Below are 25,795 nucleotides of genomic sequence, written 5' to 3' on the forward strand. Positions count from 1 at the left end.
TTCGCGGGTGCCTGCGGCTCGATTGGGAGACGGGCGGTCATTCTTCTTCCTCCACGTGACGGACGGTCAGTGAGCGCCACAGCAGGAAGGGGATGATCAGTGTGAACACGATGACTTCCTTGTAGGTGCTGGCCCAGAAAGCTGAAAAGGCTTCAATCATCCCGACCAGCAGTGCGCCAAGCGCGGCCACCGGGTAGCTCACCAGCCCACCGATGATCGAGCCGATGAAGCCCTTGAGACTGATGAGAAAGCCCGAGTCGTAGTAGATGGTGGTGATCGGTGCGATCAGGATGCCGGACAGCGTGCCAATGAAGGCGGCGAGAAAGAAGCTCGCCTTGCCGGCGAAGACCGGGGAGATCCCCATCAGGCGGGCGCCGGCGCGGTTGATGGCGGTGGCACGCAGGGCCTTGCCGTAGATGGTGCGCTCAAAGAACTGATAGAGCGCAATGATCAGGGCAAGCGAGGCGGCAATCACCCACAGCGTCTGGCTGTTGAGCGTGATCGGGCCAAGCGGGAAGCTTGCATCGGAGAAGGGGAGCGTCTTGGCACCGCTCGGTCCGAAGATCAGCAGGCCGATGCCCACCATCGCCACATGGACCGCGATCGACACGATCAGCAGCACGAGCACTGGCGCATTGGCGACCGGTTGATAGAACAGGCGATAGAACAGCGGGCCGAGGGGTACGATGAGCGCGAAGGTCAGCACGGCCTGAATCGCCATTGGCAGCGTTGCCAGTGGCAGCTGGTAAAGCACCAGCGCGAGCGCGAATGGGTAGGCGAGCTTGAGAAAGCCGAGGATGTCGATACTGAATCGCCCCTGACTGCGGAGGCGGTGCAGGATATCCAGCGTCGCTTCGACCACCGCCATGCCGGCCAGCAGCCAGACGACTGCTGTCGCCTGACCGGCTTGGATCGCGGCCATGGTCAGTGCGCCAAAGGCGACGAACTCGCCCTGCGGAATGAAGAGCACACGGGTCACCGTGAATACCAGCAGGATGGATAGCGCCAGCAGCGCATAGATTGCGCCATTGGTCACCCCGTCCTGCCCGAGGAACATTGCGATCTGCAAATTCATGATGCGTCCTGATGTCGGGGGCCGCCGCCGTGCTTCGAGGCATGACGTTCGGCAGGGCAGCGCGTTTGGCGCCATGTATCCCGGTGTGGCTGGAAACGCAGGATGAGCGATTCCACCCGACACACGGGCGACGCAGGGATCAACCTGCAGCCGCCCGGCTGGTCCGGGATCTCAGGGCTTTGAGACCACCACATGGTGGCCACTCTGCCTCTTTGCCGCGACGTCCGGAGACGTGCGGCCTGTCAAGAATGTTGCTGGGGCGTTTGGCTTACTTGAGCAGGGTCCAGTTGCCTTCCTTCACCGTGATCATCACCCGGCCGCGATCGTCGAAGCCGCTGTGATCGGCGGGGCTCATGTTGTACACGCCCTGGGTGCCGACCAGTTCCTTGGTCTGCTCCAGCGCGTCACGCAGTGCGGAACGGAACTCGGGCGTACCCGGCTTGCCCTTGAGTGCGGCGAGCGGAATTGCCTGCTTCAGCAGCAGACCGGCGTCGTAGACGTTGGCGCCGAAGGTGGCCGGCTTGTTGCCATGCATCTTCTCGTATGCGGCGATGTAGTCGGCAGCGACTTTCTTCGACGGGTTGCTGTCGGCGATCTCGGGCAGCACCAGCATCAGGCTCGCAGCGAGGATGGTGCCTTCGACCTTCTTGCCACCGAGCTTGAGGAAGTCGGGCAGCGCGGCACCGTGAGTCTGGTACATCTGGCCCTTGTAGCCCATGTCGAACAGGGTGGTTTGCGGCAGCACCGAGGGGCCGCCCGGGGCAGTGACGAGCACGGCGTCGGGCTTGGCGCCAATGAGCTTCAGCGCCTGGCCGGTAACCGAGCTGTCGGAGCGCTGGAACTTCTCGCTGGCGACGATCTTGATGCCGTTGGCTTCGGCGAGGCCGCCCATGACCTTGGCCCAGTTCTCGCCGTAAGGATCTGCGGTGCCGATCAGGCCCAGGGTCTTCACGCCGGCCTTGACCATGTGCTCGGTCAGTGCCTTGGCGATGATGTCGTCGTTCTGGGTGGTCTTGAACACCCACTTCTTCTGCTCGGTCATCGGCAGCACAACGGCAGCCGTGCCCACAGGAGCCAGCATCGGAACGCCGGCTTCGGCGACGAACTGAATCGCGCCCATGGCGTTGGGCGAGCCCGAGGGTCCGATGATGGCGTCGACCTTCTCTTCGCTCAGCAGCTTCTTGACTGCGGTCACAGAAGCGGTGGAGTCGGACGCGTCGTCGAGCGCGATGTATTCGACGGTAAGGTCACCCACCTTGGTCGGCAGCAGCGGCACGCTGTTCTTCTGCGGGATGCCGACGAGTGCGGTCGGGCCGGTAGCGGACGAAATGACGCCGACCTTGACCTGTGCGAGCGCGCTGCCGGCAAAGGTAGCAAGGCTTGCAAGTGCGATGGCAGCGGGGATTTTCTTCAACATCATGGCGGTTTTCTCCGTGGATGGGGCGTACTGCGGATGAAGGATTATTTGAATGCTGCGTGGTTCAGATGGTGATGCTTCCTACACTTGCACCGCCGCAGACATACAGCGTCTGCCCGGTAACGAAACTGTTTTCCGGGTCGGCAAAGAACATCACCGCACGGGTGACATCGTCTGCGCGGCCAACGCGACGAACCGGAATGCTGGCCGCCAGTGCCTTGTCACGCTCACTGCCGGCTTCGATGACCGCGTAGTACATGTCGGTCTGGATCGGGCCCGGTGCGACGACATTGACGGTGATGCCCTTCGGTGCCAGTTCCAGCGCCCAGGTACGGGCCATGCCGATCATGCCGGCCTTGGTTGCGGAGTAGGCGGTACGCGTCGGCAGTCCGAGCGCGCCGCGTGAGGACATCAGTACCACGCGACCGAACTTGCGTGCTTCCATGCCGGGCAGCACCGCCTGCATCAGGCTGATGGCGGCGCCCAGATGGATCTGGGTGAGACCCTGCAACTCATCGAGTTTGACCTCGCCCAACAGCTTGGGCCAGATCACGCCGGCGTTGTGGATGAAGTGGCTGACCGGGTAGTTCGCTGCAATCTCCTGCGCAGCCTGCTCGGTGGCAGTGGCGTCGAGCAGATCGACCTGCACCGTGGTGAGGCGCGGGTGCGTCCATTCTGGTGCGCGACGCGCCATCGACACGACCTGGTAGCCGTCATCGAGCATGCGTTTGCAGATGTCGGCGCCAATGCCTGCACTGCCACCAGTGACGACTGCGATCCTGTCTTCGTTCATGATCCGGCCCTCACGCGCTTGGTGCCAGTGCCAGCACCCGCAGCGGGCTGCCGGAACCGTTACGGATCTTGAGCGGGGCGGCAAAAATCAGCGTGCCCTGTGGCGGGAGCTGGTCGAGGTTGGTGAGGCATTGCAGCCCGTAGCGGTTATTGCCGTGCATGTAGTAGTGGCAGGGATAGGGCGGGTTGAGGTGATGGGCCTGGCCGGCGTCGGTGCCGACAGATTCGGTACCAAAGCCATGCACGTTTCGTTCCCGGATGAGCCATGGCACCACTTCGGCGTCGGGGCCGGGCGAATGCGCACCATCTTCAGCCATGTTGAGATACTCCTTGGGCGTGGTGCGCTTGGACCAGTCGGTGCGAAGCAGCACCCAGGCGCGCTCGGGAATGCGGCCATGCTTTTCTTCCCAGGCCTTGACGTAGTCAATGGTCAGGAGAAAGTCCGGGTTCTCGGCGCTCTCGGCCGAGACGTCGATCACGCAGGCGGTGGCGATGAAGTTCTCGGCCGGGATCGAGTCAACCGTGTTGTCGGGCTGATCCTTGCCGCTGACCCAGTGCGCGGGCGCATCAAAGTGGGTGCCGGTGTGCTCGGACATGGAGAAGTTGTTCCAGTACCAGGCCGGACCACGCTCGTCGTAACGCGAAATCTCTTCGATCCGGAACGGCCAGGCCTGACCGAACTCGGGCGGCAATACGATGGTGGGAAATTCGGGCGCGAGCGTCTGCGTGAGATCGACCAGTTTCAGCCGGCCGCTCAGCAACTCGTTCATGAACTGGGCGAGGATGGGGTTGCTCATTCTGTGTGCTCCTTGGGGGCTGGGGCGCTTACTGGCCGAGTTCGCGTTCGACGGCCTTGTGGTTCTCACGCAGGCGATCGCGAATTTCTTCCGCGATATCGCCAACGTACGCATCTTCGATGCCGTCCTGCAGGCCCTTGACGATAGCCTTGGCAATGGCAGCCGGGGCGAGCTTGGGCGGGGGGGTGAGCTGCTCCCATTCTTCGTCGATCGGGCCGGGAAAAACGTTGAGCACGCGCACTCCGGCACCGCTCAGCTCGGCGCGCAGCGTCTGCGCTGCCGACAGCGCCGCGGCCATCGAGGCCGACCATGCACCACGCGAGGGTAGCGCTGCGAAAGCATGAATGGAGAGGATGTTGACCCAGGCCACGGCGTTGTTGGTGCCGTCTGCGGCGCGGAAACACATGCCGGGGCCGAAGGCCTGGGCGAGGCGCATCAGGCCGAGCACGTTTACCTCCATTGCATCGCGGGCCAGGATCACATCCTTGCGCCCGAGGATGCCGCCGTCGCGCAGGTAGGACGCGGTATTCACCAGGATCTCGACCTTGCCGCCGATCGAGGCAGCCAGGCGGTCGACCGAGTCGGTGTCCGTGACGTCGATCTCGACCACCTGCACACGCGGATCGGTGGCGAGCTTGTCGAAGGCCGCATTTGCTTTCCAGCTCGTCGGGTCGCCGAGGAAGACCGCGTTGGCGCCGGCATCGAGCATGGCCTTTGCGACCGCCAGACCCATGGCCGATTTGCCGTCAGTGACGAGCACGCGGCGAAACTTCGGATCGCAGGTCGATTCGCGCATCTGCGGGGCATCGTTCATGTTCGGAGTGTCCTTTTCAGGAAGCGCATGGAGTACGGCCTGACCGCTGCGGTCGAGCTTGAGCGTGAGACGCACGGGGCCGTCGGCGACACAGTCTTCATGGACGTGGGCGACCACGACCGGACCGGCGGCCATCTTCACCGTGCCGACGCGCCACGGCAGGCGCTCGCGAAAATACAGGTCGTTGCTGTGACGCAGCGTGGTGGTGGCGATCAGTTGCCCCCGATTGTCCACCGGCTTCCACTGCAAGTGCTCTGACAGACAGTTGCCGCAGACCTCGCGCGCCGGGTACTGAACCGTGTTGCACTCGGCACACACTTGCAGTTCGAAACTGCCTTCGGCAGCGGCCCGCGTGAGGCCTTGCGCGCTGCGGCTGCGTGCCGCGGGCGGGCGCGTGGCCAGACGGGTGCGTTCGACCGGGTTCTTCTTTTTCGGTTTGATGAGTGGCGCGGTCATTCGGCCTGTCCTCGCTCGAGCAGGGCTGCGCCGGAACACAGCCCGCGGTCGTAGTTGATCATGCCGAATCCCGACACCAGCCCGAGCTTCGCACCTTCCACCTGGGTTTTTCCGGCGCTGCCGGTGAGCTGGCGCAGGGCCTGTACAAAGCCAAGGTAACCGCCCGCCGCGCCGGCCTGCCCCACCGAGAGCTGGCCGCCCGAGGTGTTGAAGGGAAAATCGCCGTCGATGGTGAAGCTGTGCTCGCGCACGAAGGCGGCGGCCTCGCCTTTGGCACAGAATCCGAGATCCTCGAACTGCATCATGTTGATCACCGGGTAATCGTCGTAGGTCTCGAGGAAGTCGACATCTTCCGGCGCTGCGCCTGCGTGTTCGTACAGCGCGTCCTTGTCCATCGCCCAGCCGCCACGAAACTGGATCGGGTCTTCGGGGAAGGCGTTGTGGCGTTCGATAGTGGAGCGGATGCGCACGAAGGGCAGCTTGAGTGCCTTTGCGCGGTCCTCGGTCATCACCAGGTAGCCTTCGGCGCCGGCGCAGGGCATGACGCAGTCGAAGAGGTGGATCGGGTCGGTGATCGGGCGGGCGTCGATGTACTGCGCAAGGGTCAGCGGCTTCTTCATCAGCGCATGCGGGTTCTTCAGCGCGTTGTCGCGCTGGGCGACGCAGAGCTTGCCAAAGTCTTCGCGCGTGGCGCCGTAGTGCTTCATGTAGTAATCGGTCAGCAGCGCAAAGCTGGCATTGGGGCCGCCCGCGCCATACGGATAGACCGCGTCCTGGGCGAAGCGGGAGAACTGGCTGACCGTGTTGCGGAAGGAGTCCACCTGGTTGGTGTCGCCGGCAATACAGGCGATCACTTCGGCGTCACCGGCCTGTACCGCACGGGCGGCACGGCGCAGCGCGATGACACCGGAGGCGCCCCCCATCGGGATGTGGTCGAGCCAGCGCGGGCTCATGCCCAGATGCTGCATCAGGCCGACTGCGGTGTCCGGGCCGAGGGTGAAGCTGGACACGCACACGCCGTCAACGTCGGCCTTGGCGATGCCGGCGCCGCGAATCAGTTCGCCGAGTGCGCGCCCCAGCCACCAGTGCGCGCTGTGCGTGGAGTAGCGGACGTAGGGGATGGTCGCCGGCATCACGGCAACCACGCCCTCGTAGCCGAGTCGGGTGCGGGAGGGCGCGCTCACTTGTGATCTCCCTGCCGTTTCTTCATCGCGCAGGTGTTCACGCAGCTCGTGTGCTCAACCAGGGTCGGGGCGAGCGCCTTGAGTTCGCCGCGCTGGATCTTGTTGGTGGTGGTCAGCGGCAAGGCATCGACGAAGGCGACGTAGCCCGGTGCCTTGTAGTAGGCGAGTTGCGACAGGGCCCAGTTCACCAGCTCGGCTGCAGCGAATTCCATGGCTGCACGATCGGCCGGCGCGTTTTCGGCCACAACCAGTGCCATCACTTCGTCACCGCGCACCGGATCGGGTACGGCTGCGACGGCGACCGATTTGACGAGTGCGTGCTGCTGCAGAACGCTTTCCACTTCGACGGCGGCGATGTTTTCGCCGCTGCGGCGGATCACGTTCTTCTTGCGATCGACGAAGTGCAGGTAGCCGTCTGCGTCGCGGCGGACGATGTCGCCGGTGTGAAACCAGCCGCCTGCCCAGGCTTCGTCGGTGGCAGCCTCGTCCTTGAGGTAGCCGGCCAGAAAGCCGTAGCGGGGATCGTCGCCAGCGTGGCGCACGAGCAACTCACCCTGTTCTTCGACGCCCGCTTCGCGACCATCGTCGGTGACGAGGCGGACTTGCACGTCGGCTTCTTCCTTGCCGAAGCAGGAACTGCCGATGTGGCGCGGTTCCTTGTTGGCGATGATGACCGCGCCTGCGCCGGTTTCGGTCATGGCCCAGGCTTCGAGCAAGGGGAAGCCGAAGCGTTCTTCGAAGACTCCGTGCAGGGTGCGATCGACACCGGCGCCGAAGCCGAAGCGCACAGCGTGGTCGCGGTCAGCCGGGCTGGCTTCAGCCTTGATCAGCATGGCGGGCATGACGCCAAGGTAGTGAACAACGGTGGCGCGGGATTCGCGCACGCTGGCCCACCAGCTGCGGGGGTGGAAGCGATCGAGCGGAATCAGGCAGCCGCCGGTCATGATCATGGCCATTGCCGAGTAGGCCATGGCATTCATGTGCACCAGCGGCAGCGGCGTGATCATGCGTTCCTTACCGGGCTGCAGGGCGGCGAGTCCGCCGATGTTGGCGTACCAGTTGCCTGCATGCAGGAAGTAGCGGTTGGGCAGGATGCAGCCCTTGGGGCGGCCCGTTGTGCCTGAGGTGTAAAGCAGGGCACATTCGCTGAGTTCATGCGGCTCGGTGTCAGCCTGCGGGGCGGGGAAGGCGGCCTCGGGCGGCGTATCGCGTTCGCCCATGACCTGGAAGGGGCGGCCGGCACGGTCTGCGGCTGCGAGCAGATCGGCGTGGCGCTGGGGCAGGGCGATGGCAAGCGCGATCTCGGAGTGGCCGATGAGGTATTCGAGCTCGGCCGCGCGCATGTCCGGGTTGATCGGCACGACCGATACACCGAGCCCGTTGAGCGCGAACCAGTGCAGAAAGAAGGACGGGCGGTTCTCGAGCAGGATGCCGATGCGGTGACCGTGGCCGTAACCGGCTGCGGCGTAGGCTGAGCGCAGGGTTTCGATGCGTTCGGCGGCTTCGGCGTAACGCAGTTCGCCGGCGTTGATGCCGTAGATGTCGGCCGTTTCGGGCAGGATGCAGAGGAAGGGGAGCTTTGCCCAGCGCGCGGCGGCGAGGGCGAAGGCTTGATGGACGGTGTTGGCCAAATCGTGCTCCCGCTTACATGAAGAGTTGAATATTGCCGAAGGCGGCATCGCAGTTCACCAGATCGACGCGTTTGAGGCGAATCCTGAGATTGCCTTCGACTTCAACGAGGTGATGGGTGCTCCAGCCGGCGTAGGTGGTCTGGGCGTCGAGCCGGGTTTCGGTGTAGAGAAAGGCGGTGCGGACGACGTGTTCGCCGGTGCTTGCGTCGGACGATTCGACGGTGGGCGCCTGGAGCAGGTGGTGCGAGCGGCTTTTGGGTTGTTGTGAGAAGGTGCGCTGGCCGGAGAGGCGCTCGATGCGGACGCGGAGCAGGAGTTTGTCTTCATACATGAGCGAGGTATGAAGTTTGGGGTCTTGCTGGTCGTGCGCGAGCGGCATCCAGTAGTAGGCGTCTTCGGTGAACAGGGTGAGCCAGTCTTCGAAGCGCTGTTCGTCGAGCATGCGGGCTTCGGCATAGACGAAGTCGATGAGGTTTTTTTCGGTGATGGCAGTCATGGCTTGATCCTTGTTCGGGTGTTGCTGGCAGTTCGCCGATGCTGGTCAAAGGTTCGTGCCGCCGGTCGGGCTGAACGGGACATTTGCTCTGCAGGGCTGCGGAACTCGCCCTTCGGGCTCGGACAGTCCTCGCCCTGCGCCGCAAACATCCCATTCATCCCTTGGCCTCGGTGGCATCTGTTCCTTTTTGTCCTTACATGCTTTCCGTCATGAACTGGGCCCATGCGCGCATCTGTTGCCGCATCTGCATCTCGTTGGTGCCGTTGGTGACGACGTTCTTCTGCGCTTTCTCCGCAGGGTCGTAGAGGCGGGCGATGTTGATCCAGTCGCGACCACGAGAGTGCAGGCCTTGCTGGGCGCGTTCGTACATTTCCAGATCGTCGTGGCCGACCACCGAGGTGGGGGCGTTGATCAGGCGGTTGTACATCGTGGTGCGCTCAAGCAACAGGTCGGGCGCGCCGACGAGACGGAAGGTCCAGGATTCGACCAGGGTCTTGTCCGCGGCGATGGGCTTGAACAGGCGCAGGGTCTGGATTGGGCCCTTGACCATGATGTTGGGGAAATACACCGTGTTGTGGCGGGTGTCGCCAAGGATCTGCTTGGCCCGCTCTTCACCGTAGGCGGCGACCATCTGCTCCCAGTAGCCGGGAACCGGCGAGTAGGCGGCGTGGATGGAGTTCGAGACGCCGGTGTGACCGTGACCGTTCTCCCACACGCGGATGCCCATGCCCTCGAAGAACTCGTACGGCGACATGAAGGGGGCGAACTGCTCCACCGCCATGGGCTTGGGGGTGCCTTCGGGGGCTTCATTCCAGACCTTCACTGCGGTGCCGGCGGAGGATTCGTGCGCGACCATCGGATGGCAGGTGTCGGTCTGGTTGTCGACCAGCATCTTCCAGTTGCAGTTGTGCATGTAACGCAGCACGCCACCCGCAACTTCGAGTTTGCCTTCGGGCGAGCGGTCGACCATGTTGTCGAGCGTCGACAGCGACTCGCCGAAGAATTCTTCGAAGCTGGGACCGCCGGGGTTCAGGCGGCAGAACACGAAGTCGCGGTACACATGAACATTGGGCACCGGCGCCATGCCGTGGCTGGCTTCGCAGGATTCAAAGCCGGTGTTCTCGTAACCCTTTTTCAGGGGGATGGCGAGCAGGCTGCCATCGGTCTTGAAGGTCCAGGCGTGGTAGGGGCAGCGGAAAAACTTTCCGGTGTTGCCGCAGACTTCGCCGGCAACTTTCACGCCCTTGTGCGGGCAGCGGTTGTAGAGCACGCGCACGCTGTTGTCGCTGTGACGGACCATGACCACGTCTTCGGTGCCGACGGTGGTGGTGTAGTAGTCGCCCTTGTTCGGCACCTGGCTGGCATGGCCGACATAAACCCAGGTGTTGGCGAACAGGTGTTCCATCTCCAGTTCGAAGACTTCCTGGTCGATGTAGGCGTCCTTGTGCACTTCGGTGTCGCGCACGAGTGCATTGATGGCGTCGGGGTTGCCGCGGTATTTGCTGGTTGCGGTGCTCATTGCAGTGCCCTCAGGTCAGAGATCGAGCACCAGGCGGGGCGACTTCGCCCGCGAGATGCAGATCTGGATCAGTTTTCCGCCCGCCTTTTCGGCGTCGGACAGGAAGTAGTCGCGATGGTCGGGTTCGCCCTCGAGCACCGTGGCAGTGCACACGCCGCATTCGCCGCGCTTGCAGTCATACATCGGATCGCAGCCGGCTTCTTCCATGACTTCGACGATGGTCTTGTCCGCCGGAACGGTGAGCACTTGTCCGCTCTGGCTCAGTTCGACCTCGAAGGGCTGGTCGCCGGCCAAAGGGGCTGCGGAAGTGAATAGCTCGAAATGGACATGGCAGGCGGGCCAGCCGCGTTTCTTGGCGCCTTCGATGACCGCGTCGATCATGCCCTTCGGGCCACACACGTAGAGGTGCTGCGTGGTCGACAGGCCGTCTAGGAGTGCACCGATGTCGAGTCGGCTCACTGCGTCGTCGTCGGCATGCAGATGCAGCGCAGGGCCGGCAAGGGCGGTGAGTTCGTCCTTGAATGCAAGTTGATCGAGGCTGCGTCCGCTGTAGTGCATCGACCAGGGGCGGCCTGCTGCCTGCAGTGCGCTCGCCATGGCTGCAATCGGGGTGATGCCAATGCCGCCCGCGATGAGGACTGTTTCGGTTTCGTCTGCTTCGGCTGCGTGCAGGGGGAAGTCGTTTTTCGGTCCGGTCACGGTGAGCGTGTCACCAACGCTGAGGTCATGCATGAAGCGGGAGCCACCGCTGCTTTCGGCTTCGAGGCGAACGCCGAGGCGGTAGGCTTGCGGGGCATCAAAACAGCCCGCTTCGGGTGCGAAGGTGACGAGCGAGTAACAACGCGCATCTGCAAGGCCGGGAATCCTTACCTGCAAGTGAGCCCCGGGGGCAAACGGAGGGAGGGGGCTCCCGTCCGGTGCCCTCAGGCCAAGGCTGCGGACCAGCGGGGTTTCAACCCGGATGTCGCTGATGGTGAGTTCCATTTCTTGCATGTGCGTGTCGTCCTCTCTCGTCCCGTTCTTTCCGTCTGTCGCGGATCAGGCTGCCTGGCGGCTGAACATTGCGTTGGCAGCTTGTGTCGTGGTGCTTCCTCCGGCCCCGATCAGCAGGCCGAGTTGTGTGTCGAGCTGGCGGCCTTCCTCGTCAGCCATTGCGGCCTTCAGCAGCTTCTGCAGCGTGGCTGCGGCATCGGTGCTTCCGGCAAGCTGGTCTGCTGCCTTCATGAGGCTGGCGAAGCGCTTGTCACCACGGTCGTGTGTACCACTGTAGCCCTTGACGATGCGGCGGCAGTGCAGCACCTCGACCGCAAGCGCATAGTTGCCATTGCCAGCGAGGCGCACCACGCGGTCGAGCCATTCCTTGATCTGTGTGGTTTCGATCTGATGGCGCAGCAGGCTGCGGCGGAACCGGCGCATGCCGGACACCGCATAAAGGGCCAGGAACCAGGTCAGCGTACCCGTCTTCACACGGCGGCCCTTTTCCATGCGGCGCTTGACGAAACCGCCGAAGCCCCTGGATTGCTCCAGCCAGCGCCCGAGCCCGGTGGGCAGGGTGCCGCAGATCTCTTCCAGACGCGGATGCATGTACTCGGTGGTGTAGACCAGTTGATCGGACTTGGCGCCCACCTCCTGGCGCACGCGTTCGAAGCGGCTGCCGCGGGTCTTGAGGTCGGCTACGCGGATCACGTCGTCGTAGCTCATGGCGACTGCAAGCCGATGGGCTGCAGCGTTCGTCAGGGCCCAGTCCTGCGCTTCGCCGCCGTGGCGTGCATCGAGCGCATGCAGTTCGGTGCATTTCTGCAGATACTCGGTGGCATAGGCGATGTCCTGATAGTCGATCAGGCGGCGCAGGCCGGCAACCAGCATGCCGTGCGTTTCGGCCGGGAAGCCAGCTTTCACTTTGGACAGCAGGGCTTGCACTTCCGGGTTCGCAGCGCGATCGGGTACGTCGGGTGCGGGGCGCGAGGTATCGATCGCAGCCGGTGTTGAGGGCGCCTTCTGTGCCGCATCGAAACCGAGCGCGAAAGCGCGCAGGCTGGCCTCGACGCCCTTGCCGCCGTGGCGCACCGTTTCCTCGAAGGCTTCGCGTGCAAAGGGCAGGGCGCCTGAGCCGGCGATGGCGCCAAAGAGGCTGGCGGAGATGACGCTGCCGGCCTTCTCTGCCATTTCCTGCAGGTCGAAGCACATCAGGCGCTTTGCCGATTCGCGACCGGCGTCGATCACCTTGTTGGGGTCGGCAATGCCGTTGCCGAGCGCAGCCTTCTCACCGACGGCATAGCTGCGGTGGCTTGAGGTGATCAGGGTGGTGCGGTCGGGTGTCACCAGGCCACGTTGCATGGCGCGACCGGCTTCCATCAGCTCGGCTGCGACCACGAGGTCGAGGTCGCCGGGTGTCGGCATCATCGCCAGCGTGGGGGGCGTGCCAGCCGAGTGGGCCGTGCTTTCGGGGATCAACTCAAGGTAATAGATGGTGGCGCCGGTGCGCTGGGCTACGCCCGGAACCGAGGTGGTCTGTGCCCACCAGCCGGCATTCTCGGCCATCTCGACGATCCAGTCGGCGAGCACGCCGCCGCCCTGGCCGCCCATGGCGAGGATGGCGATCTTGATCGGGGTGCCGGGGTGAAGAACGATGTTTGTCTTGGCTACGGTCATGTCTGTCTCTTTCCTCACAGCGCGAAGCGCGTCTGGCGGGCCGCACGGCGGCGTTGCAGGAAGCCGATCACGGCTGAACGGAGCTTGCCGAGAAAGCGGTCGGTGCCGGTCGGGTTGTGGATGATGTCTGCGCGATAGAAGGACGGGCACAGCACCGCCGCTTCAGCCACCTCACCGCAGTTTCCGCAGCCAACACAGCTGTTGTCGACATGCGCCACGGGGTCTTCCTTCAGTGGGTCACCACTGTCCTTGACCGACAGCGAGGGGCAGCCCGAGAGCCGGATACAGGCATGGTCGCCGGTGCATACATCGGGATCGACGCCGAAACGCTCCTTCACCATGCGCTTGCCTTCCTTGACCGCCTTGTTGAACAGGGGCTTGATCCGGCGCTGCTTGTTCAGCATGCATTCGGACTGGGCAATGATGACCTTGGGGCCGTCAGTGGTCGTCGTGAGTGCTTCCTCGAGCGTGTCGCGCATTTTGGCCACGTCGTAGGTGCGGTCGATGGTGCGGATCCACTTCACGCCAGCGCCACGGATGGCATTCTCGATCGGGTTCTTGGTGGCGCGATCTGCGTTCTCGGCACGGGACGACAGAATGTCCTGGCCGCCGGTTGCGGACGAGTAGTAGTTATCGACGATGACGATCACGCCGTCGTTCTTGTTGAACACCGCGTTGCCGATGCCCGAGGTCAGACCGTTGTGCCAGAAGCCGCCATCGCCCATCACCGAAATCGAACGCTTGCCGGTTTTGGTGTTGAAGGCCGAGCTCGACGCTGCGCCAAGGCCGTAACCCATCGTGGTTGCGCCCAAGTTGAACGGCGGCAGGATGGAGAAAAGATGGCAGCCGATATCGCACGAGACGTGATGCTGGCCGAGGTCTGCCTCGGCGAGCTTCATCGCGGCAAAGATCGGGCGCTCGGGGCAGCCGGTACAGAAACCCGCGGGTCGCGCCGGCACCACTTCAGCCAGATCCTTTACCTTCGGATGAAAGGTCATCGGCACCGCAGCCGGACGTGGGGCGGGTGTCGTGGATGCTGCGGTCAGCGCTTCGAGGTCGGCTGCCAGTGAGGCCTCGCCAGCCGCGTCGGCTGCAACCGCAACGTGAGTCGCAAGGGCGTCGGGCTGGTGGGCCTTGAGAAAGGCCTCGATACCGGTCTTCATCGCCGCCGTGGTGTACTCACCCGCCATCGGCAGCACATCCTTGCCCGACAGATGGGTGGAGACGCCAGCCTTGCGCAGAATGGAATGCAGGTTCTGCTCGATGTAATCGGGCTGGCCTTCTTCCAGCAGCAACACGGCGCGTCGGCCTTCGCAGAACTGGATGACCTCTTCGTCGATGACCGGGTAGGTCACGTTCATGACGTACATCGGAATCCGGCTGTTGCCGAAACTGTCAGCCAGGCCAAGCAGTTGCAGCGCGCGCATCACACCGTTGTACAGGCCGCCCTGCAGGATCAGGCCGATCTCGTTGAAGTCACCGTCAAAGAACTCGTTGAGTTTGTTGTCGCGGATGAACTTCACTGCGGCTGGCCAGCGCTGCTGGATCTTCTCGTGCTCGTGGCCGAAGGAGGCAGGCGGCAGCACGATGCGAGTGGTGTCGCGCACCGGGTTTTCCAGCGCCTGCTTCAACGTGTAGCGCGGACGCTTGTTTTCCTTGGTGATGAAGCGGCCATGTACGTGGCAGGAGCGGATACGGACCTGCAGCATGACCGGGGTGTTGCTGGCCTCGGACAGCTCGAAACCGTCTTCCACCGACTTGACGATGGATTCGAGGTTGGGGCGCGGGTCGAGCAGCCACATCTGCGACTTCATCGCGAACGCGTGCGAGCGTTCCTGCATGATCGAGGAGCCTTCGCCGTAGTCTTCGCCGATGATGATCAGTGCGCCGCCGGTCACGCCGCCGGAGGCGAGGTTGGCAAGTGCGTCAGAGGCGACGTTGGTGCCGACAGTAGACTTCCAGGTCACCGCGCCACGGATCGGGTACATCACCGAGGCCGCAAGCATTGCAGCTGCGGTGGCTTCGGAGGCGCTGGTCTCGAAATGGACGTCGAGCTCTTCGAGGATCTCGTTGGCGTCAGCCAGCACATCCATCAGATGCGAGATCGGCGAGCCCTGGTAGCCGCCGACATAGCCGACACCCGCCTGCAACAAACCCTTGGTGATGGCGAGAATCCCTTCGCCGCGAAACTCTTCGCCCGCGGGGATGCGCAGTTGCTGTACTTCCTTCTTGAAGGAACGCTCAGCCATGCTGCACCTCGCGGCGATGGGCTGAGTGAATGGTGTTGCCGCACTTCAGTGCGGTCTTTGCTGCATTTCTCTGTTTGGGGCAGGCCATGATCTTTCTCCTCGGATCTCCCGGATTCACGGGCGCAGCGATGTTGCCGCGCAATATCGTGGATGCAGGAATCACGTTGCTGGTAACTACTTTAGGAATGAACATTTCCTTTGTCAATGGAAATGATGAAATTTCATGGAAGTTGGAAAATACCATGAAAAAACAGTGCGATACGAAAAACAACTTGGTGCGGCAATGCACCATAAAGGTGCTGACATGAAAGCCTTTCCGCGCTTGGCATTCGGTTTGATCCATGCTGCAGGTGCAGCAATTCGGCTCTTTTCATGCACCGGAATGGGGCAAAAAAGCGCCCGGTCACATCAAATGTGCCGGGCGATCAACCGAACGATGGGCCGGGAGTGACACTATTCCCGGCTGCAGGCATCCGGGGCAGGGATCAGTTGGGTTCGACGAGGGCCAGGACCCGTAGAGGGCTGCCGGAACCGTTGCGGATCTTCAGCGGTGCAGCGAGGATCAATGCACCCTGGGGCGGCAACTGGTCGAGGTTTGTCAGGCACTGCAGGCCGTAGCGGTTGTTGCCATGCATGAAGTAGTGGCACGGGTAAGGGGTGTCCCATGCGTACGACTGGCCTGCATCCGTATTGATCGATTCGACACCGAAGCCCACGACATTGCGCGCTTCGATCAGCCACTTGACGGTGCCTTCTGCCGGCCCGGGGGTGTGGGCGCCATCTTCCTTCATGTTTACATAGGCATCAGGCATTTCGCGCTTCGACCAGTCGGTGCGAAGCAGAACCCAGTTGTGTTCCGGGATCCGGCCATGCTTCGCTTCCCATGCCTCAAGAAACTCGATGGTCAGGACAAAATCGGGGTTTTCGGCAACTTCCTTGCTGCAGTCGATCACGCAGGCCTGGGCCATGAAGTGCTCGGCAGGAATCGTATCGACCGTGTTCTGTTCGTAGTCCTTGCCGGAGATCCAGTGAGCCGGTGCATCGAAGTGGGTGCCGGTGTGTTCCGAGCACGAGAAGTTGTTCCAGTACCACGCCGGGCCACGTTCGTCGTAGTGCGAGATTTCCTCGATCTTGAACGGCCACGGCTGGTTGAACTGGGGCGGCAACTGCAGGGCGGGAAACTCGGGCGCCAGGGTCTGGGTGAGATCGACCACGCGAATCCGTCCGCTGAGCAAATCCCCGGCAAACCGGGCCAGGGTGCTGTTCGTTGTCATCTGGAGCTCCTGATGGAAAATTTGGGGGGATGCGACCACAAAAGGATGGACGTTGGCGGGCCCGACCGAAATCCGAAAAGCGCATTCGGCTATCCGGTTTGCGCATGCACAGACGACCCGACCGGCGACCAGAGGATTTTCGTCCTGTAACGCAGGCGCTGTAAGGGCGTCACAAGGCCGGGAAGAGCGAGAGGAGAAGTGCACTCCCAAACGGGCGCACAGCGTAAGAGTCACGGCACGGAACAGCGCAACTCCTCTCCCGTGTGCGCTATTCGGTGCCCTCGACGGATGAACCCCGGCCCACGCTGGACTGCACTGGTCGGTTTTCGTTTTCTGCGCTGACGGGATAAGGCGTGTCCGCAATGGAGCGCGTGGTGTGGGTGTGGTGCCTAGGATGTGGCTCATGGAAGCGTTGCCGGGGTGACCGGTGGCGCAGGCGATGAGTTGCGCTAGGCGCATTTGGACAGGGAGCAAGTCAATGGCAGACGAACCGGTAGTGCGTCGGCGGGTAGTGAAGGCGGCGAGCGGGATCAGCGAAGCGCGGGTCAATGGACAGAAGACGCAGAGCCAGTACCAGCCGTACAAGGATGCGGCGTGGGGCTTCATCAACCACTGGTATCCGGCGGTGTTCAGCAAGGAGCTGGGCGAGGACGAAGTGAAGGGCATCCAGATCTGCGGGATCCCGATCGTGCTGCGTCGTGTGGATGGCAAGGTGTATGCGCTCAAGGACCAGTGTCTGCACCGCGGGGTGAGATTGTCGGAGAAGCCGATGTGCTTCAACAAGAAGACGATCTCGTGCTGGTATCACGGTTTCACCTTCGACCTGAAGGACGGCAAGCTCTCGACCATCGTGGCCAACCCGGACGACAAGCTGGTGGGCACGACGGGGCTGACGAGCTACCCGACCGAGGAAGTGGCGGGGATGGTGTTCGTGTTCGTGCGTGAGGACGACTTTGCCGATGAAGACGTGCCGCCGCTATCGCAGGATCTGCCGTTCCGCTTCCCCGAGAACAGCGAACGTTTCCCGCACCCGCTGTGGCCGGCCGCGCCGAGCCTGCTCGACGCAGACGCGGTAGGTCACGGCATGCACCGCACCGGGTACGGCAACTGGCGCATCGCGTGCGAGAACGGCTTCGACAACGCGCACATCCTGGTGCACAAGGACAACACCATCGTGCACGCGATGGAATGGGTGCTGCCGCTGGGGATTCTGCCCACGAGCGACGACTGCATCACCGTGGTCGAAGATGAGCAAGGCCCCAAGGGCATGATGCAGTGGCTGTTCACCGACAAGTGGGCGCCGGTGCTGGAGAACAAGTCGCTGGGCCTGGAAGTGAAGGGCGTTAATGGACGTGCCTACCGCACCTCGGTGGTGCTGCCCGGTGTGCTGATGGTGGAGAACTGGCCGGGCGAGCACATTGTGCAATACGAATGGTATGTGCCGATCACCGACGACCTGCACGAATACTGGGAAGTGCTGGTGAAGGTGTGCCCGACGGAGAAGGACCGGGAAGACTTCAAGTACAAGTTCGACCGGGTGTACAAGCCGCTGTGTCTGCACGGCTTCAACGACTGCGACCTGTATGCACGCGAAGCGATGCAGAGCTTCTACGCCGACGGCACGGGCTGGGATGACGAGCAACTGGTGGCGACGGACATCTCGCCGATCACGTGGCGCAAGCTGGCCTCGCGCTGGAACCGTGGTATCGCGAAGCCGGGCAAGGGTGTGGCGGGATCGGTGAAGACGCACAGCATCCGCTTCAAGGACACGGCCGCAGGCAAGCCGCCCGGCTACTTCGTCGAACAGATCGAAGACTGATTCCCTGGTCGATGCGCCTGAAGCGCATCGACATCATTTCAAGAATTCTTCCCCGTGACAGTGTGCGGGCAGGTCAAGCCCGGCCTGCGCATGGCCTCGTCACGCCGGAACTCAGGAGTACCAATCTGTGACACCTTCCTTTCAGAGCATCTGGGCTGAACTCCGTCAGACAAGCTTTTGTCAGGGCTGGACGGACGCTGGCGGCGTCAACACCCGTTACCTTCACACCGGCGACCGTGCCAGTCCTGCCTTGATCATGCTGCACGGTGTTGGCGGACATGCCGAGGCCTATGTGCGCAACCTCAAGGCGCATGGCATGCATTTCTCCACATGGGCGATCGACATGATCGGTCACGGCTGGTCCTCTCCCGCGACGAGCGATCTGGAGATCCCGGCCTATATCGAACACCTGCTGCGCTTCATGGACGCGCAGAACATCGAGCGCGCGAGTTTCTCGGGTGAGTCGCTGGGCGGGTGGGTGGCTGCCCGGATGGCGATTGACCATCCGGACCGCGTCGAACGTCTGGTGTTGAACACGGCTGGGGGGTCGCAGGCGGACCCAGCCGTGATGTCACGGCTGAAATCCTTGTCATTGCAGGCCGCGAGTGATCCTTCGTGGGACTTCATCAAGGCACGCGTTGAGTGGCTGATGGCGGACAAGACCAAGGCTTACGACGATCTGATCGCGACTCGTCAGGCGATCTATGCCCAGCCCGGTATGGCTGCGGGCATGAAGCACAACATGGTGTTGCAGGACATGGAAACCCGGCTGCGCAATCTGATCGCGGCCGAAGACTATGCCCGCATCGCTGCACCGACGCTGGTGCTGTGGACCTCAGATGACCCCACTGCGGACGTCACCGAGGGCCGGCGCATCGCGTCGATGATTCCGGGTGCCTTGTTCACTGTCATGGACGGCTGCGGCCACTGGCCCCAGTTCGAGGACCCGGCCACCTTCAACCGGATCCATCTCGCGTTTCTCCTTGGCGGTGCCGTCCCCGAAGCGGTTCGCGTGGGGCCGTAAGGGAAGCCGCCCCATGAAAGCAATGCTGCAGTGCATGTCGCACACCCCGTTGAAGGGCTATTTCGATCCGTCGCCAGATGTCGTCGGCGAAGTGGCGGATCTCGTGAATGCGGTGCGTGAAGAAGTGGCGTGCTTCGACCCGGAGGTGATCTACCTGTTTGCGCCAGATCACTACAACGGCGTCTTCCTCGATCTCATGCCGCAGTTCTGTATCGGCATGGGTGCGACGTCGGTGGGTGATTACATGACACCGGATGGCCCCCTCGATGTGCCACGCCAGCTTGCAGAGCGGTGCGCCGAGGTGGTGATCGAAAACGGCATCGACCTGGCGTTCTCGTACCGGATGCAGGTGGATCATGGCTTTGCGCAGGCACTGGTCGAGATGACCGGCGCGCTCGATCGCTACCCGGTCATTCCCATCATGATCAACGCCGTCGCACCGCCCCTGGTCAGCTTCAAGCGCGCACGCCAACTGGGTGAGGCGCTCGGGCGCTTTGCCGGGCGCGAGCATGAACGGGTGCTGTTCATCGGCTCCGGCGGGCTGTCTCACAACCCGCCGATTCCTGCGATTGCCACGGCAAGCGATCCGGTAGTCATCGAGCGTCTGATTGCGGGTCGCAACCCGACGCCCGAAGCGCGGGATGCACGCCAGAAACGCACGATCGCCGCAGCGCGCGCGTTCGCGGCCGGTGACGGTGGGTTGCATGCATTGAGCCCCGAATGGGATCGAACCTTCATGCGCCAGGTGCAGGCGCGTGACTGGTCGGCAATCGATGCCTATCGCAACGACGACGTGAGCAAAGCCGCCGGTGCTTCAACCCATGAAGCCAAGACCTGGGTCGCCGCGGCGGCGGCAATGGAGGCCGCCTGCGCTCAGGGCTGGAAGGCGGAAGCGCGCTATTACCGTCCGATTCCCGAATGGGTCGCCGGGTTCGGTGCGCTCTCGGGATACAGCCATGAAGGCCCCCAGTAAGTCCAGAGGTGGCGCTGCGCCCGCAGGCCGGTTGCAGTGTCAATCGAAACAAGATCGGAAAGGAACTTCAGATGAGTCAGCTTGATATCGTGGCCGCAGCCGATGCGCTCTACGCCGCCGCATGCAGTGGCAAGGCCGTGGCGCCGCTGCGCGACCGGGTTGAGCAGGCGTCGGCCGAAACGGCCTATGCAATCCAGTCGCACAACACCCGGCGCGCAATGGCTGAGGGCCGCCGTCTGGTGGGGCGGAAGATCGGTTTGACCTCACCAGCGGTGCAGCGTCAGCTCGGTGTCGATCAACCCGACTTCGGCATGCTGTTTGCCGACATGGCTGTTGGCGATGCCGAGCCGGTGGCCAAGGGCAGGTTGATTCAGCCCAAGGTCGAGGCGGAGATCGCGTTCGTACTGGGCAAGGATCTGTGCTTCGAACGGCACACCTATGCCGATCTGCTGGGCGCCATCGAATACTGCCTGCCCGCCGTCGAGATCGTGGACAGCCGGATCGCGGACTGGCGCATCAGCCTGTTCGATACCGTTGCCGACAACGCCTCGTCCGGGCTCTTCGTCCTCGGCAGTACACCGGTCAGGGCGAGCCGCTTCGACATGGGGCGCTGTGCGATGACGATGCAGGAAGGCGGCCGGGCTGTCTCCGAAGGAAACGCACGCGCCTGCCTCGGCAATCCGCTCAATGCAGCCGTCTGGCTCGCCGACATGCTGGTGCGCGTCGGTCAGCCACTGCAGGCCGGTGACATCGTGCTTACCGGCGCGCTGGGTCCGATGGTCGCGGTTGATGCGACACGGGCGCAGACCTTCGCGGTGGACATCGAAGGCCTGGGTCACGTTGAGGCGCGCTTTGATTGATGCGCGCTGTGCCTGTGGCGGGCTCGTAACGCCTCCGCGGGCGGAGCGCCCGCCGCGTGATCTCTTTCCACACAGTATCGTTCGACAGGAAACCCCATGACCAAAATCAAATGCGCGCTGATCGGCCCCGGCAACATCGGCACCGATCTGCTCTATAAACTTAAGCGTAGTCCGGTGCTCGAGCCGGTGTGGATGGTGGGCATTGACCCGACCTCCGAAGGTCTGGCGCGGGCCCGCGAGATGGGCCTCAAGACCACCGCTGAAGGCGTCGACGGGATGCTGGCGCACGTAAAGTCCGACGGCATCCAGATTGCCTTCGATGCGACTTCGGCTTATGTGCATGCCGAGAACAGCCGCAAGCTCAACGAGCTCGGTGTACTGATGGTCGACCTCACGCCCGCTGCGATCGGCCCCTTCTGCGTGCCGCCGGTGAATCTGGTCGAGCACGTGGGCAAGGGTGAGATGAACGTCAACATGGTCACCTGCGGAGGCCAGGCCACGATCCCGATGGTGGCCGCAATCAGCCGCGTGCAAGCGGTGGGCTATGGCGAAATCGTCGCCACTGTGTCGTCGAAATCCGCTGGTCCCGGCACACGAAAGAACATCGACGAATTCACCCGCACCACCTCGGGCGCGGTAGAGAAGGTGGGTGGCGCCAAAAAGGGCAAGGCCATCATCATCCTCAACCCGGCCGAGCCTCCGCTGATCATGCGCGACACGGTGCACTGCCTGACCGAGACCGAGCCCGATCAGGCCGCGATCACCGAGTCGATCCACGCCATGATCAAGGAAGTGCAGAAGTACGTGCCCGGCTACAAGCTGGTCAATGGACCGGTGTTCGACGGCAAGCGCGTGTCGGTGTTCATGGAAGTCGAAGGTCTTGGCGACTACCTGCCCAAGTACGCCGGCAACCTCGACATCATGACCGCGGCCGCCGCACGTACCGCCGAGATGTTTGCCGAAGAAATCCTCGCCGGCCGCCTCACCCTCGAACCCAACCGCGCCGTGATGGCCGCGGCCTTGTCTTGAAAAGGGAGCCGACCATGGATCTACGCGGCAAGAAAATCACCGTCCACGACATGACCCTGCGTGACGGCATGCACCCCAAGCGTCACCTGATGACACTCGAGCAGATGAAGACCATCGCCTGCGGGCTCGACGATGCAGGCATCCCGCTGATCGAGGTCACCCACGGCGACGGCCTCGGCGGCAGCTCGGTGAACTACGGCTTCCCCGCGCACACCGATGAGGAATACCTCGGTGCGGTGATTCCGCTGATGAAGCAGGCCAAGGTCTCGGCCCTGCTGCTGCCGGGCATCGGCACCGTTGATCATCTGAAGATGGCGCACGAGCTTGGCGTAAGTACCATCCGTGTGGCCACCCACTGCACCGAGGCAGACGTCTCCGAGCAACACATCGGCATGGCGCGAAAGCTGGGCATGGACACTGTCGGCTTTCTGATGATGGCGCACATGAACAGCCCCGAAGGGCTGGTGAAGCAAGCCAGACTGATGGAAAGCTACGGCGCCAACTGCATCTACGTGACCGACTCGGCCGGGCACCTCTTGCCCGACACGGTGAAAGCGCGCCTGAGCGCAGTGCGTGATGCCCTCAAGCCCGAAACCGAGCTCGGTTTTCATGGCCACCACAACCTCGCCATGGGCGTCGCCAACTCCATCGCCGCCGTCGAGGTCGGTGCCACCCGCATCGATGCGGCTGCCGCGGGGCTGGGTGCCGGTGCGGGTAACACCCCGATGGAAGTGCTGATCGCGGTGTGCGACCTGATGGGCATCGAGACCGGCGTCGACGTGTTCAAGATCCAGGATGTGGCCGAAGACCTTGTGGTGCCGATCATGGACTTCCCGATCCGCATCGACCGCGACGCGCTCACGCTCGGTTACGCCGGCGTGTATGGCTCTTTCCTGCTGTTTGCCAAGCGCGCAGAGAAGAAATACGGCGTGCCGGCACGCGACATTCTGGTCGAGATGGGCCGGCGCGGCATGGTCGGCGGGCAGGAAGACATGATCGAGGACACGGCGATGAATCTGGCCCGGGAAAGATCGGCGGCCTGACGAGACCGCAGCCGCGCGCCCAGCTTGGCGGGTGCGCGGCGCTGCTCCAGCTTTGTGGTACCGCCATTCGGCGTGCCACGTGACCACAGCGCGGCCCGTCCGGGCGGTCGCTGACGGGAAGGGTGCCCCGACAGTGCGCCCACACCCCAGGAGAGAGACATGGCGATGATGAAGGCGGCCCGGTTGCATGAAATCGGCGGAAAGTTCGTGCTTGACGAAGTGCCGGTTCCCGCACCCGGAAAACACGATGTGCTGGTCAAGGTCGAGGCCTGTGGAGTGATCCCGAACCTCAGGAACGTTGTGACGCATTTCCCTACCTGGTATCCGTTCCTACCGCTTCCCGCATTGCCCGCCATCTTCGGGCTCGACGCGGCCGGAACGATCGCCGCGGTTGGCGAGGGCGTGACCTCGTTCAAGGTGGGCGAACGGGTCTATGTGAATCCGGGTGTCGGATGTGGTGAGTGCCGGCATTGCAAGCGTGGCGACCCGACGCGGTGCGACGCCTACACCTTCATGGGCTACTTCGGCTTCGGGAAGGACTCGCAGCGCATCTTCGAGAAGTATCCGTATGCGGGCTACGCGGAGTTTACCACCGCGCCGGCTGCAAACCTGGTGCGCCTGCCCGACAGCCTGAAGAGCGCGGACGCTGCACGTTTTGGCTATCTTGGTACTGCGTACTCCGCCATCCGCAAGTCCGGGCTGAGGCCCGGGCAGGACATTCTCATTCTCGGTGCGACGGGGACACTGGGCGTTGGCGCGGTGCTGCTTGCGCTGGCGTTCGGTGCGTCCCGTGTGGTCGTGGTTGCACGGGACACGGCGGCCCTCGACAAGCTCGTCGCACTCGATCCGCAACGGGTCATCGCGATCACGCTCGGCGAAGGCAGCATCCATGAGCAGGTCCGTGGCCGGATCCCGGACGGGGTCGACGTGATGCTCGATACGCTCGGCGCCAAGGCGCCCGCCGAACTCTCGGTCGACGCCATGCAGGCCGTCATCCGGGGGGGACGCATCATCCAGATTGGCGGTGTGGCCGGCCCGATTCCGATCGATCCGCACCCGTTCATGTGCGCGCAGCTGCAATACATCGGCTCGCTCTGGTTCACCCCGGCAGAGGGTGACGAGATGGCCAGCATGATTGCCGCGGGTAGCGTCGATCTCGGCCTGCTCGAATCGCGCCCGTTCGGCCTCGACCAGCTCAATGAAGCGCTTGATGAGATCGAGGCGAACGGCAACGGTTTCGCCAACTTCCACATTCGCGTGCAGTAGTTCCATTACCCGGCCACAACGCCGTCCGCGCATAGGCGGCGGCGCTGTGGCCGCAGAGAAGGATCGTTCCGCAAACGCACAGGAGAGCATCAAAATGCAGGGAAATCGTGTTGTAACTGGTCACAACGCCAGCGGAAAGGCAGAAGTCGTCCTCTCGGGGCCGGTGCCGGGCAGTAGCGAGTTCGAGCACACGCCGGGCTTCTCGGCTGCAGTCGTGTGGCAGACCACTGCGGAGCCGAAAATCGCCGCCCGCGCGTCCGATCCGGTGCTCGGACTCGAGTCCGTCATGCCGATGGTGGGCGGGACGACCGCAATGCTTGTCACCTTTCCGCCGGACAGCCTGTCTGCGGGCCCTGATTTCGATCCGGAGAAGGCCGGCGCCGAGTTCGCGCAGCGTCTGCCCGGTCTCGTCGACACCTTCGAGGCGGATGGATCGGGCTATCACCAGACCGACACGATCGACTACGGTGTGGTCATCGACGGCGAAATCTGGCTGGACCTTGGCGAAGGTGAAGAGAAGCGCCTGGGCAAGGGAGATGTTGTTGTCCAGGTCGGCACCCGGCATGCATGGCGAAATCGGGGTACCGAACCTGCGCGCATCTTCTTCGTGCTCATGGGCGCGCGCCGCTAAGCGGCCACACGCCACAGCCGGCCGGCGGCGCTCAGGCCGCTCTGCCGGTATCCGCCTGCGAACGGTCGAGCAGTCTGCTGTTCAGAATGACATCGACCGGACGCTGCAGATGTCTGCGCAGCAAATCGACCAAAGCGTCAGCATTCCTTTGCATGGCGAGCTCGAAGATCTGTTCGTGTTCGTTGTGCACATCCCGCGGGCGCGGACCGTCCAGCGCCGACAGCCTGCGATAGCGCTCTGCCTGCAGATGCAGCTTTGCACGCAGGTCGAGCAGGCGACCGGATGGCGCGGCGGCAACGAGCGCCTCGTGGAACTCGAAATTGCGCCGCTCCCACTCCTCATAGGCTTCGGCCGTCCGTGCGCCCAGGCGCTCCTCTGCGCGCGTCAGCCGGTGAAAGCTGCTCACCAGCCTGGCCTCCCAGTCATCGTTCCCGTTTGCCACGCTCTGACGTGCAGCCTCGGTCTCGACCAGTGCGCGCAGGTACACCAGGTCTTCGAGGTCGGCCACCGACATCGGTGCAACCGTGAATCCTCTCTGCCCCTGAGCAACGACCAGCGCATCGGAAACGAGCAGGCCCAGGGCTTCGCGCAGGGTGCCGGAACTCATCTTGTACTGGGTCTTGAGATGTTCCACCCGCATCTTCTCGCCGGGGGCGTGGACGCCAAGCACGATATTTCGCCGGATCGCACGATAGGCCGTTTCGATCAGGGTGGCGGGCGGCGTGGAAGACATTCCGTCGGTCGCATTCGTGGCGTCGCGAATCATGGTGTGGTGAGCGTAGTAAGGAATGTGA

23 protein-coding genes are annotated in these 25,795 nt (G+C 63.3%); 8 read left to right on the forward strand and 15 right to left on the reverse strand.

Annotated features, from left to right (window positions below; translation table 11 throughout):
• Positions 1–37: 37 nt before the first annotated feature.
• From CEW87_RS16220 to CEW87_RS16285, 14 genes are all read right to left on the reverse strand, one after another.
• The gene (locus CEW87_RS16220) at positions 38–1,075 is read right to left on the reverse strand and encodes a branched-chain amino acid ABC transporter permease (RefSeq protein ID WP_108974651.1); all 1,038 of its coding nucleotides are present in this window, start codon (positions 1,073–1,075) and stop codon (positions 38–40) included.
• Positions 1,076–1,343: 268 nt separating this feature from the next.
• Complete coding sequence (locus CEW87_RS16225) at positions 1,344–2,495, reverse strand: ABC transporter substrate-binding protein (RefSeq protein WP_108974653.1); 1,152 nt, start codon at positions 2,493–2,495, stop codon at positions 1,344–1,346.
• 61 nt (positions 2,496–2,556) lie between these two features.
• Positions 2,557–3,285 (reverse strand): SDR family NAD(P)-dependent oxidoreductase, encoded by a 729-nt coding sequence (locus tag CEW87_RS16230; protein WP_108974655.1) that lies wholly within the window; start codon positions 3,283–3,285, stop codon positions 2,557–2,559.
• Between the two features lie 10 nt (positions 3,286–3,295).
• Positions 3,296–4,081, reverse strand: coding sequence for a cyclase family protein (locus tag CEW87_RS16235; protein ID WP_108974656.1), 786 nt, complete (start codon positions 4,079–4,081; stop codon positions 3,296–3,298).
• 28 nt (positions 4,082–4,109) lie between these two features.
• Positions 4,110–5,351 (reverse strand): SDR family NAD(P)-dependent oxidoreductase, encoded by a 1,242-nt coding sequence (locus CEW87_RS16240; protein ID WP_108974658.1) that lies wholly within the window; start codon positions 5,349–5,351, stop codon positions 4,110–4,112.
• Positions 5,348–6,535, reverse strand: coding sequence for a thiolase family protein (locus CEW87_RS16245; RefSeq protein ID WP_234421555.1), 1,188 nt, complete (start codon positions 6,533–6,535; stop codon positions 5,348–5,350). Before CEW87_RS16245 ends, CEW87_RS16240 begins: the two co-directional genes overlap by 4 nt.
• Complete coding sequence (locus CEW87_RS16250) at positions 6,532–8,166, reverse strand: AMP-binding protein (protein WP_108974660.1); 1,635 nt, start codon at positions 8,164–8,166, stop codon at positions 6,532–6,534. The genes CEW87_RS16245 and CEW87_RS16250 overlap by 4 nt, the downstream gene beginning before the upstream one ends.
• 13 nt (positions 8,167–8,179) lie before the next feature.
• Positions 8,180–8,662, reverse strand: coding sequence for an aromatic-ring-hydroxylating dioxygenase subunit beta (locus CEW87_RS16255; protein ID WP_108974662.1), 483 nt, complete (start codon positions 8,660–8,662; stop codon positions 8,180–8,182).
• Between the two features lie 193 nt (positions 8,663–8,855).
• Positions 8,856–10,181, reverse strand: a complete 1,326-nt coding sequence (locus CEW87_RS16260; protein WP_108974663.1) for an aromatic ring-hydroxylating dioxygenase subunit alpha — start codon at positions 10,179–10,181, stop codon at positions 8,856–8,858.
• Between the two features lie 15 nt (positions 10,182–10,196).
• Entirely contained in the window at positions 10,197–11,174 is a 978-nt protein-coding gene (locus tag CEW87_RS16265) for a PDR/VanB family oxidoreductase (RefSeq protein WP_108974665.1), read from the reverse strand.
• A gap of 45 nt (positions 11,175–11,219) precedes the next feature.
• The gene (locus tag CEW87_RS16270) at positions 11,220–12,833 is read right to left on the reverse strand and encodes an indolepyruvate oxidoreductase subunit beta family protein (RefSeq protein WP_108974667.1); all 1,614 of its coding nucleotides are present in this window, start codon (positions 12,831–12,833) and stop codon (positions 11,220–11,222) included.
• 14 nt (positions 12,834–12,847) lie between these two features.
• Complete coding sequence (locus tag CEW87_RS16275; RefSeq protein WP_108974669.1) at positions 12,848–15,082, reverse strand: indolepyruvate ferredoxin oxidoreductase subunit alpha; 2,235 nt, start codon at positions 15,080–15,082, stop codon at positions 12,848–12,850.
• Positions 15,075–15,425 carry a hypothetical protein gene (locus CEW87_RS22490; RefSeq protein ID WP_159098196.1) on the reverse strand — a complete coding sequence of 117 codons (351 nt, stop codon included), beginning with the start codon at positions 15,423–15,425 and terminating at the stop codon, positions 15,075–15,077. The genes CEW87_RS16275 and CEW87_RS22490 overlap by 8 nt, the downstream gene beginning before the upstream one ends.
• Positions 15,426–15,567: 142 nt before the next feature.
• Positions 15,568–16,356, reverse strand: coding sequence for a cyclase family protein (locus CEW87_RS16285; protein WP_108974673.1), 789 nt, complete (start codon positions 16,354–16,356; stop codon positions 15,568–15,570).
• Between the two features lie 478 nt (positions 16,357–16,834).
• On the opposite strand from CEW87_RS16285, the gene CEW87_RS16290 reads away from it, so the two are divergent.
• From CEW87_RS16290 to CEW87_RS16325, 8 genes are all read left to right on the forward strand, one after another.
• A complete protein-coding gene (locus tag CEW87_RS16290) occupies positions 16,835–18,175 on the forward strand; it encodes a Rieske 2Fe-2S domain-containing protein (RefSeq protein WP_108974675.1) in 1,341 nt (446 codons plus the stop codon).
• A 127-nt stretch (positions 18,176–18,302) separates the two neighbouring features.
• Positions 18,303–19,199 (forward strand): alpha/beta fold hydrolase, encoded by an 897-nt coding sequence (locus CEW87_RS16295; RefSeq protein ID WP_108948122.1) that lies wholly within the window; start codon positions 18,303–18,305, stop codon positions 19,197–19,199.
• 13 nt (positions 19,200–19,212) lie between these two features.
• The gene (locus CEW87_RS16300) at positions 19,213–20,172 is read left to right on the forward strand and encodes a 3-carboxyethylcatechol 2,3-dioxygenase (RefSeq protein WP_108974677.1); all 960 of its coding nucleotides are present in this window, start codon (positions 19,213–19,215) and stop codon (positions 20,170–20,172) included.
• Between the two features lie 71 nt (positions 20,173–20,243).
• Positions 20,244–21,032, forward strand: coding sequence for a 2-keto-4-pentenoate hydratase (locus CEW87_RS16305; protein WP_108977280.1), 789 nt, complete (start codon positions 20,244–20,246; stop codon positions 21,030–21,032).
• A 96-nt stretch (positions 21,033–21,128) separates the two neighbouring features.
• On the forward strand, positions 21,129–22,061 hold the full coding sequence (locus tag CEW87_RS16310) for an acetaldehyde dehydrogenase (acetylating) (RefSeq protein WP_108974679.1): 933 nt from the start codon (positions 21,129–21,131) through the stop codon (positions 22,059–22,061).
• 14 nt (positions 22,062–22,075) lie between these two features.
• On the forward strand, positions 22,076–23,104 hold the full coding sequence (gene dmpG / locus CEW87_RS16315) for a 4-hydroxy-2-oxovalerate aldolase (RefSeq protein WP_108951176.1): 1,029 nt from the start codon (positions 22,076–22,078) through the stop codon (positions 23,102–23,104).
• A gap of 159 nt (positions 23,105–23,263) precedes the next feature.
• Entirely contained in the window at positions 23,264–24,370 is a 1,107-nt protein-coding gene (locus CEW87_RS16320; RefSeq protein ID WP_108974681.1) for an alcohol dehydrogenase catalytic domain-containing protein, read from the forward strand.
• A gap of 94 nt (positions 24,371–24,464) precedes the next feature.
• Entirely contained in the window at positions 24,465–25,001 is a 537-nt protein-coding gene (locus CEW87_RS16325; protein ID WP_108948127.1) for a cupin domain-containing protein, read from the forward strand.
• Positions 25,002–25,032: 31 nt separating this feature from the next.
• Here the strand turns inward: CEW87_RS16325 and CEW87_RS16330 are convergent, their stop codons facing one another.
• Entirely contained in the window at positions 25,033–25,767 is a 735-nt protein-coding gene (locus CEW87_RS16330) for a GntR family transcriptional regulator (protein WP_108974683.1), read from the reverse strand.
• Positions 25,768–25,795 lie beyond the last annotated feature (28 nt).

The sequence above is a fragment of the Parazoarcus communis genome (assembly GCF_003111665.1).
In the GTDB taxonomy this organism is placed as follows: domain Bacteria; phylum Pseudomonadota; class Gammaproteobacteria; order Burkholderiales; family Rhodocyclaceae; genus Parazoarcus; species Parazoarcus communis_B.

Excerpts from the sequence above, each read along its gene's own strand:
- CEW87_RS16220 (WP_108974651.1), bottom strand. The coding sequence starts at position 1,075 with ATGAATTTGCAGATCGCAATGTTCCTCGGGCAGGACGGGGTGACCAAT.
- CEW87_RS16225 (WP_108974653.1), bottom strand. The coding sequence starts at position 2,495 with ATGATGTTGAAGAAAATCCCCGCTGCCATCGCACTTGCAAGCCTTGCT.
- CEW87_RS16230 (WP_108974655.1), bottom strand. The coding sequence starts at position 3,285 with ATGAACGAAGACAGGATCGCAGTCGTCACTGGTGGCAGTGCAGGCATT.
- CEW87_RS16235 (WP_108974656.1), bottom strand. The coding sequence starts at position 4,081 with ATGAGCAACCCCATCCTCGCCCAGTTCATGAACGAGTTGCTGAGCGGC.
- CEW87_RS16240 (WP_108974658.1), bottom strand. The coding sequence starts at position 5,351 with ATGACCGCGCCACTCATCAAACCGAAAAAGAAGAACCCGGTCGAACGC.
- CEW87_RS16255 (WP_108974662.1), bottom strand. The coding sequence starts at position 8,662 with ATGACTGCCATCACCGAAAAAAACCTCATCGACTTCGTCTATGCCGAA.
- CEW87_RS16260 (WP_108974663.1), bottom strand. The coding sequence starts at position 10,181 with ATGAGCACCGCAACCAGCAAATACCGCGGCAACCCCGACGCCATCAAT.
- CEW87_RS16265 (WP_108974665.1), bottom strand. The coding sequence starts at position 11,174 with ATGCAAGAAATGGAACTCACCATCAGCGACATCCGGGTTGAAACCCCG.
- CEW87_RS16270 (WP_108974667.1), bottom strand. The coding sequence starts at position 12,833 with ATGACCGTAGCCAAGACAAACATCGTTCTTCACCCCGGCACCCCGATC.
- CEW87_RS16275 (WP_108974669.1), bottom strand. The coding sequence starts at position 15,082 with ATGGCTGAGCGTTCCTTCAAGAAGGAAGTACAGCAACTGCGCATCCCC.
- CEW87_RS22490 (WP_159098196.1), bottom strand. The coding sequence starts at position 15,425 with ATGGATCAAACCGAATGCCAAGCGCGGAAAGGCTTTCATGTCAGCACC.
- CEW87_RS16285 (WP_108974673.1), bottom strand. The coding sequence starts at position 16,356 with ATGACAACGAACAGCACCCTGGCCCGGTTTGCCGGGGATTTGCTCAGC.
- CEW87_RS16290 (WP_108974675.1), top strand. The coding sequence starts at position 16,835 with ATGGCAGACGAACCGGTAGTGCGTCGGCGGGTAGTGAAGGCGGCGAGC.
- CEW87_RS16300 (WP_108974677.1), top strand. The coding sequence starts at position 19,213 with ATGAAAGCAATGCTGCAGTGCATGTCGCACACCCCGTTGAAGGGCTAT.
- CEW87_RS16305 (WP_108977280.1), top strand. The coding sequence starts at position 20,244 with ATGAGTCAGCTTGATATCGTGGCCGCAGCCGATGCGCTCTACGCCGCC.
- CEW87_RS16310 (WP_108974679.1), top strand. The coding sequence starts at position 21,129 with ATGACCAAAATCAAATGCGCGCTGATCGGCCCCGGCAACATCGGCACC.
- dmpG (WP_108951176.1), top strand. The coding sequence starts at position 22,076 with ATGGATCTACGCGGCAAGAAAATCACCGTCCACGACATGACCCTGCGT.
- CEW87_RS16320 (WP_108974681.1), top strand. The coding sequence starts at position 23,264 with ATGGCGATGATGAAGGCGGCCCGGTTGCATGAAATCGGCGGAAAGTTC.
- CEW87_RS16325 (WP_108948127.1), top strand. The coding sequence starts at position 24,465 with ATGCAGGGAAATCGTGTTGTAACTGGTCACAACGCCAGCGGAAAGGCA.
- CEW87_RS16330 (WP_108974683.1), bottom strand. The coding sequence starts at position 25,767 with ATGATTCGCGACGCCACGAATGCGACCGACGGAATGTCTTCCACGCCG.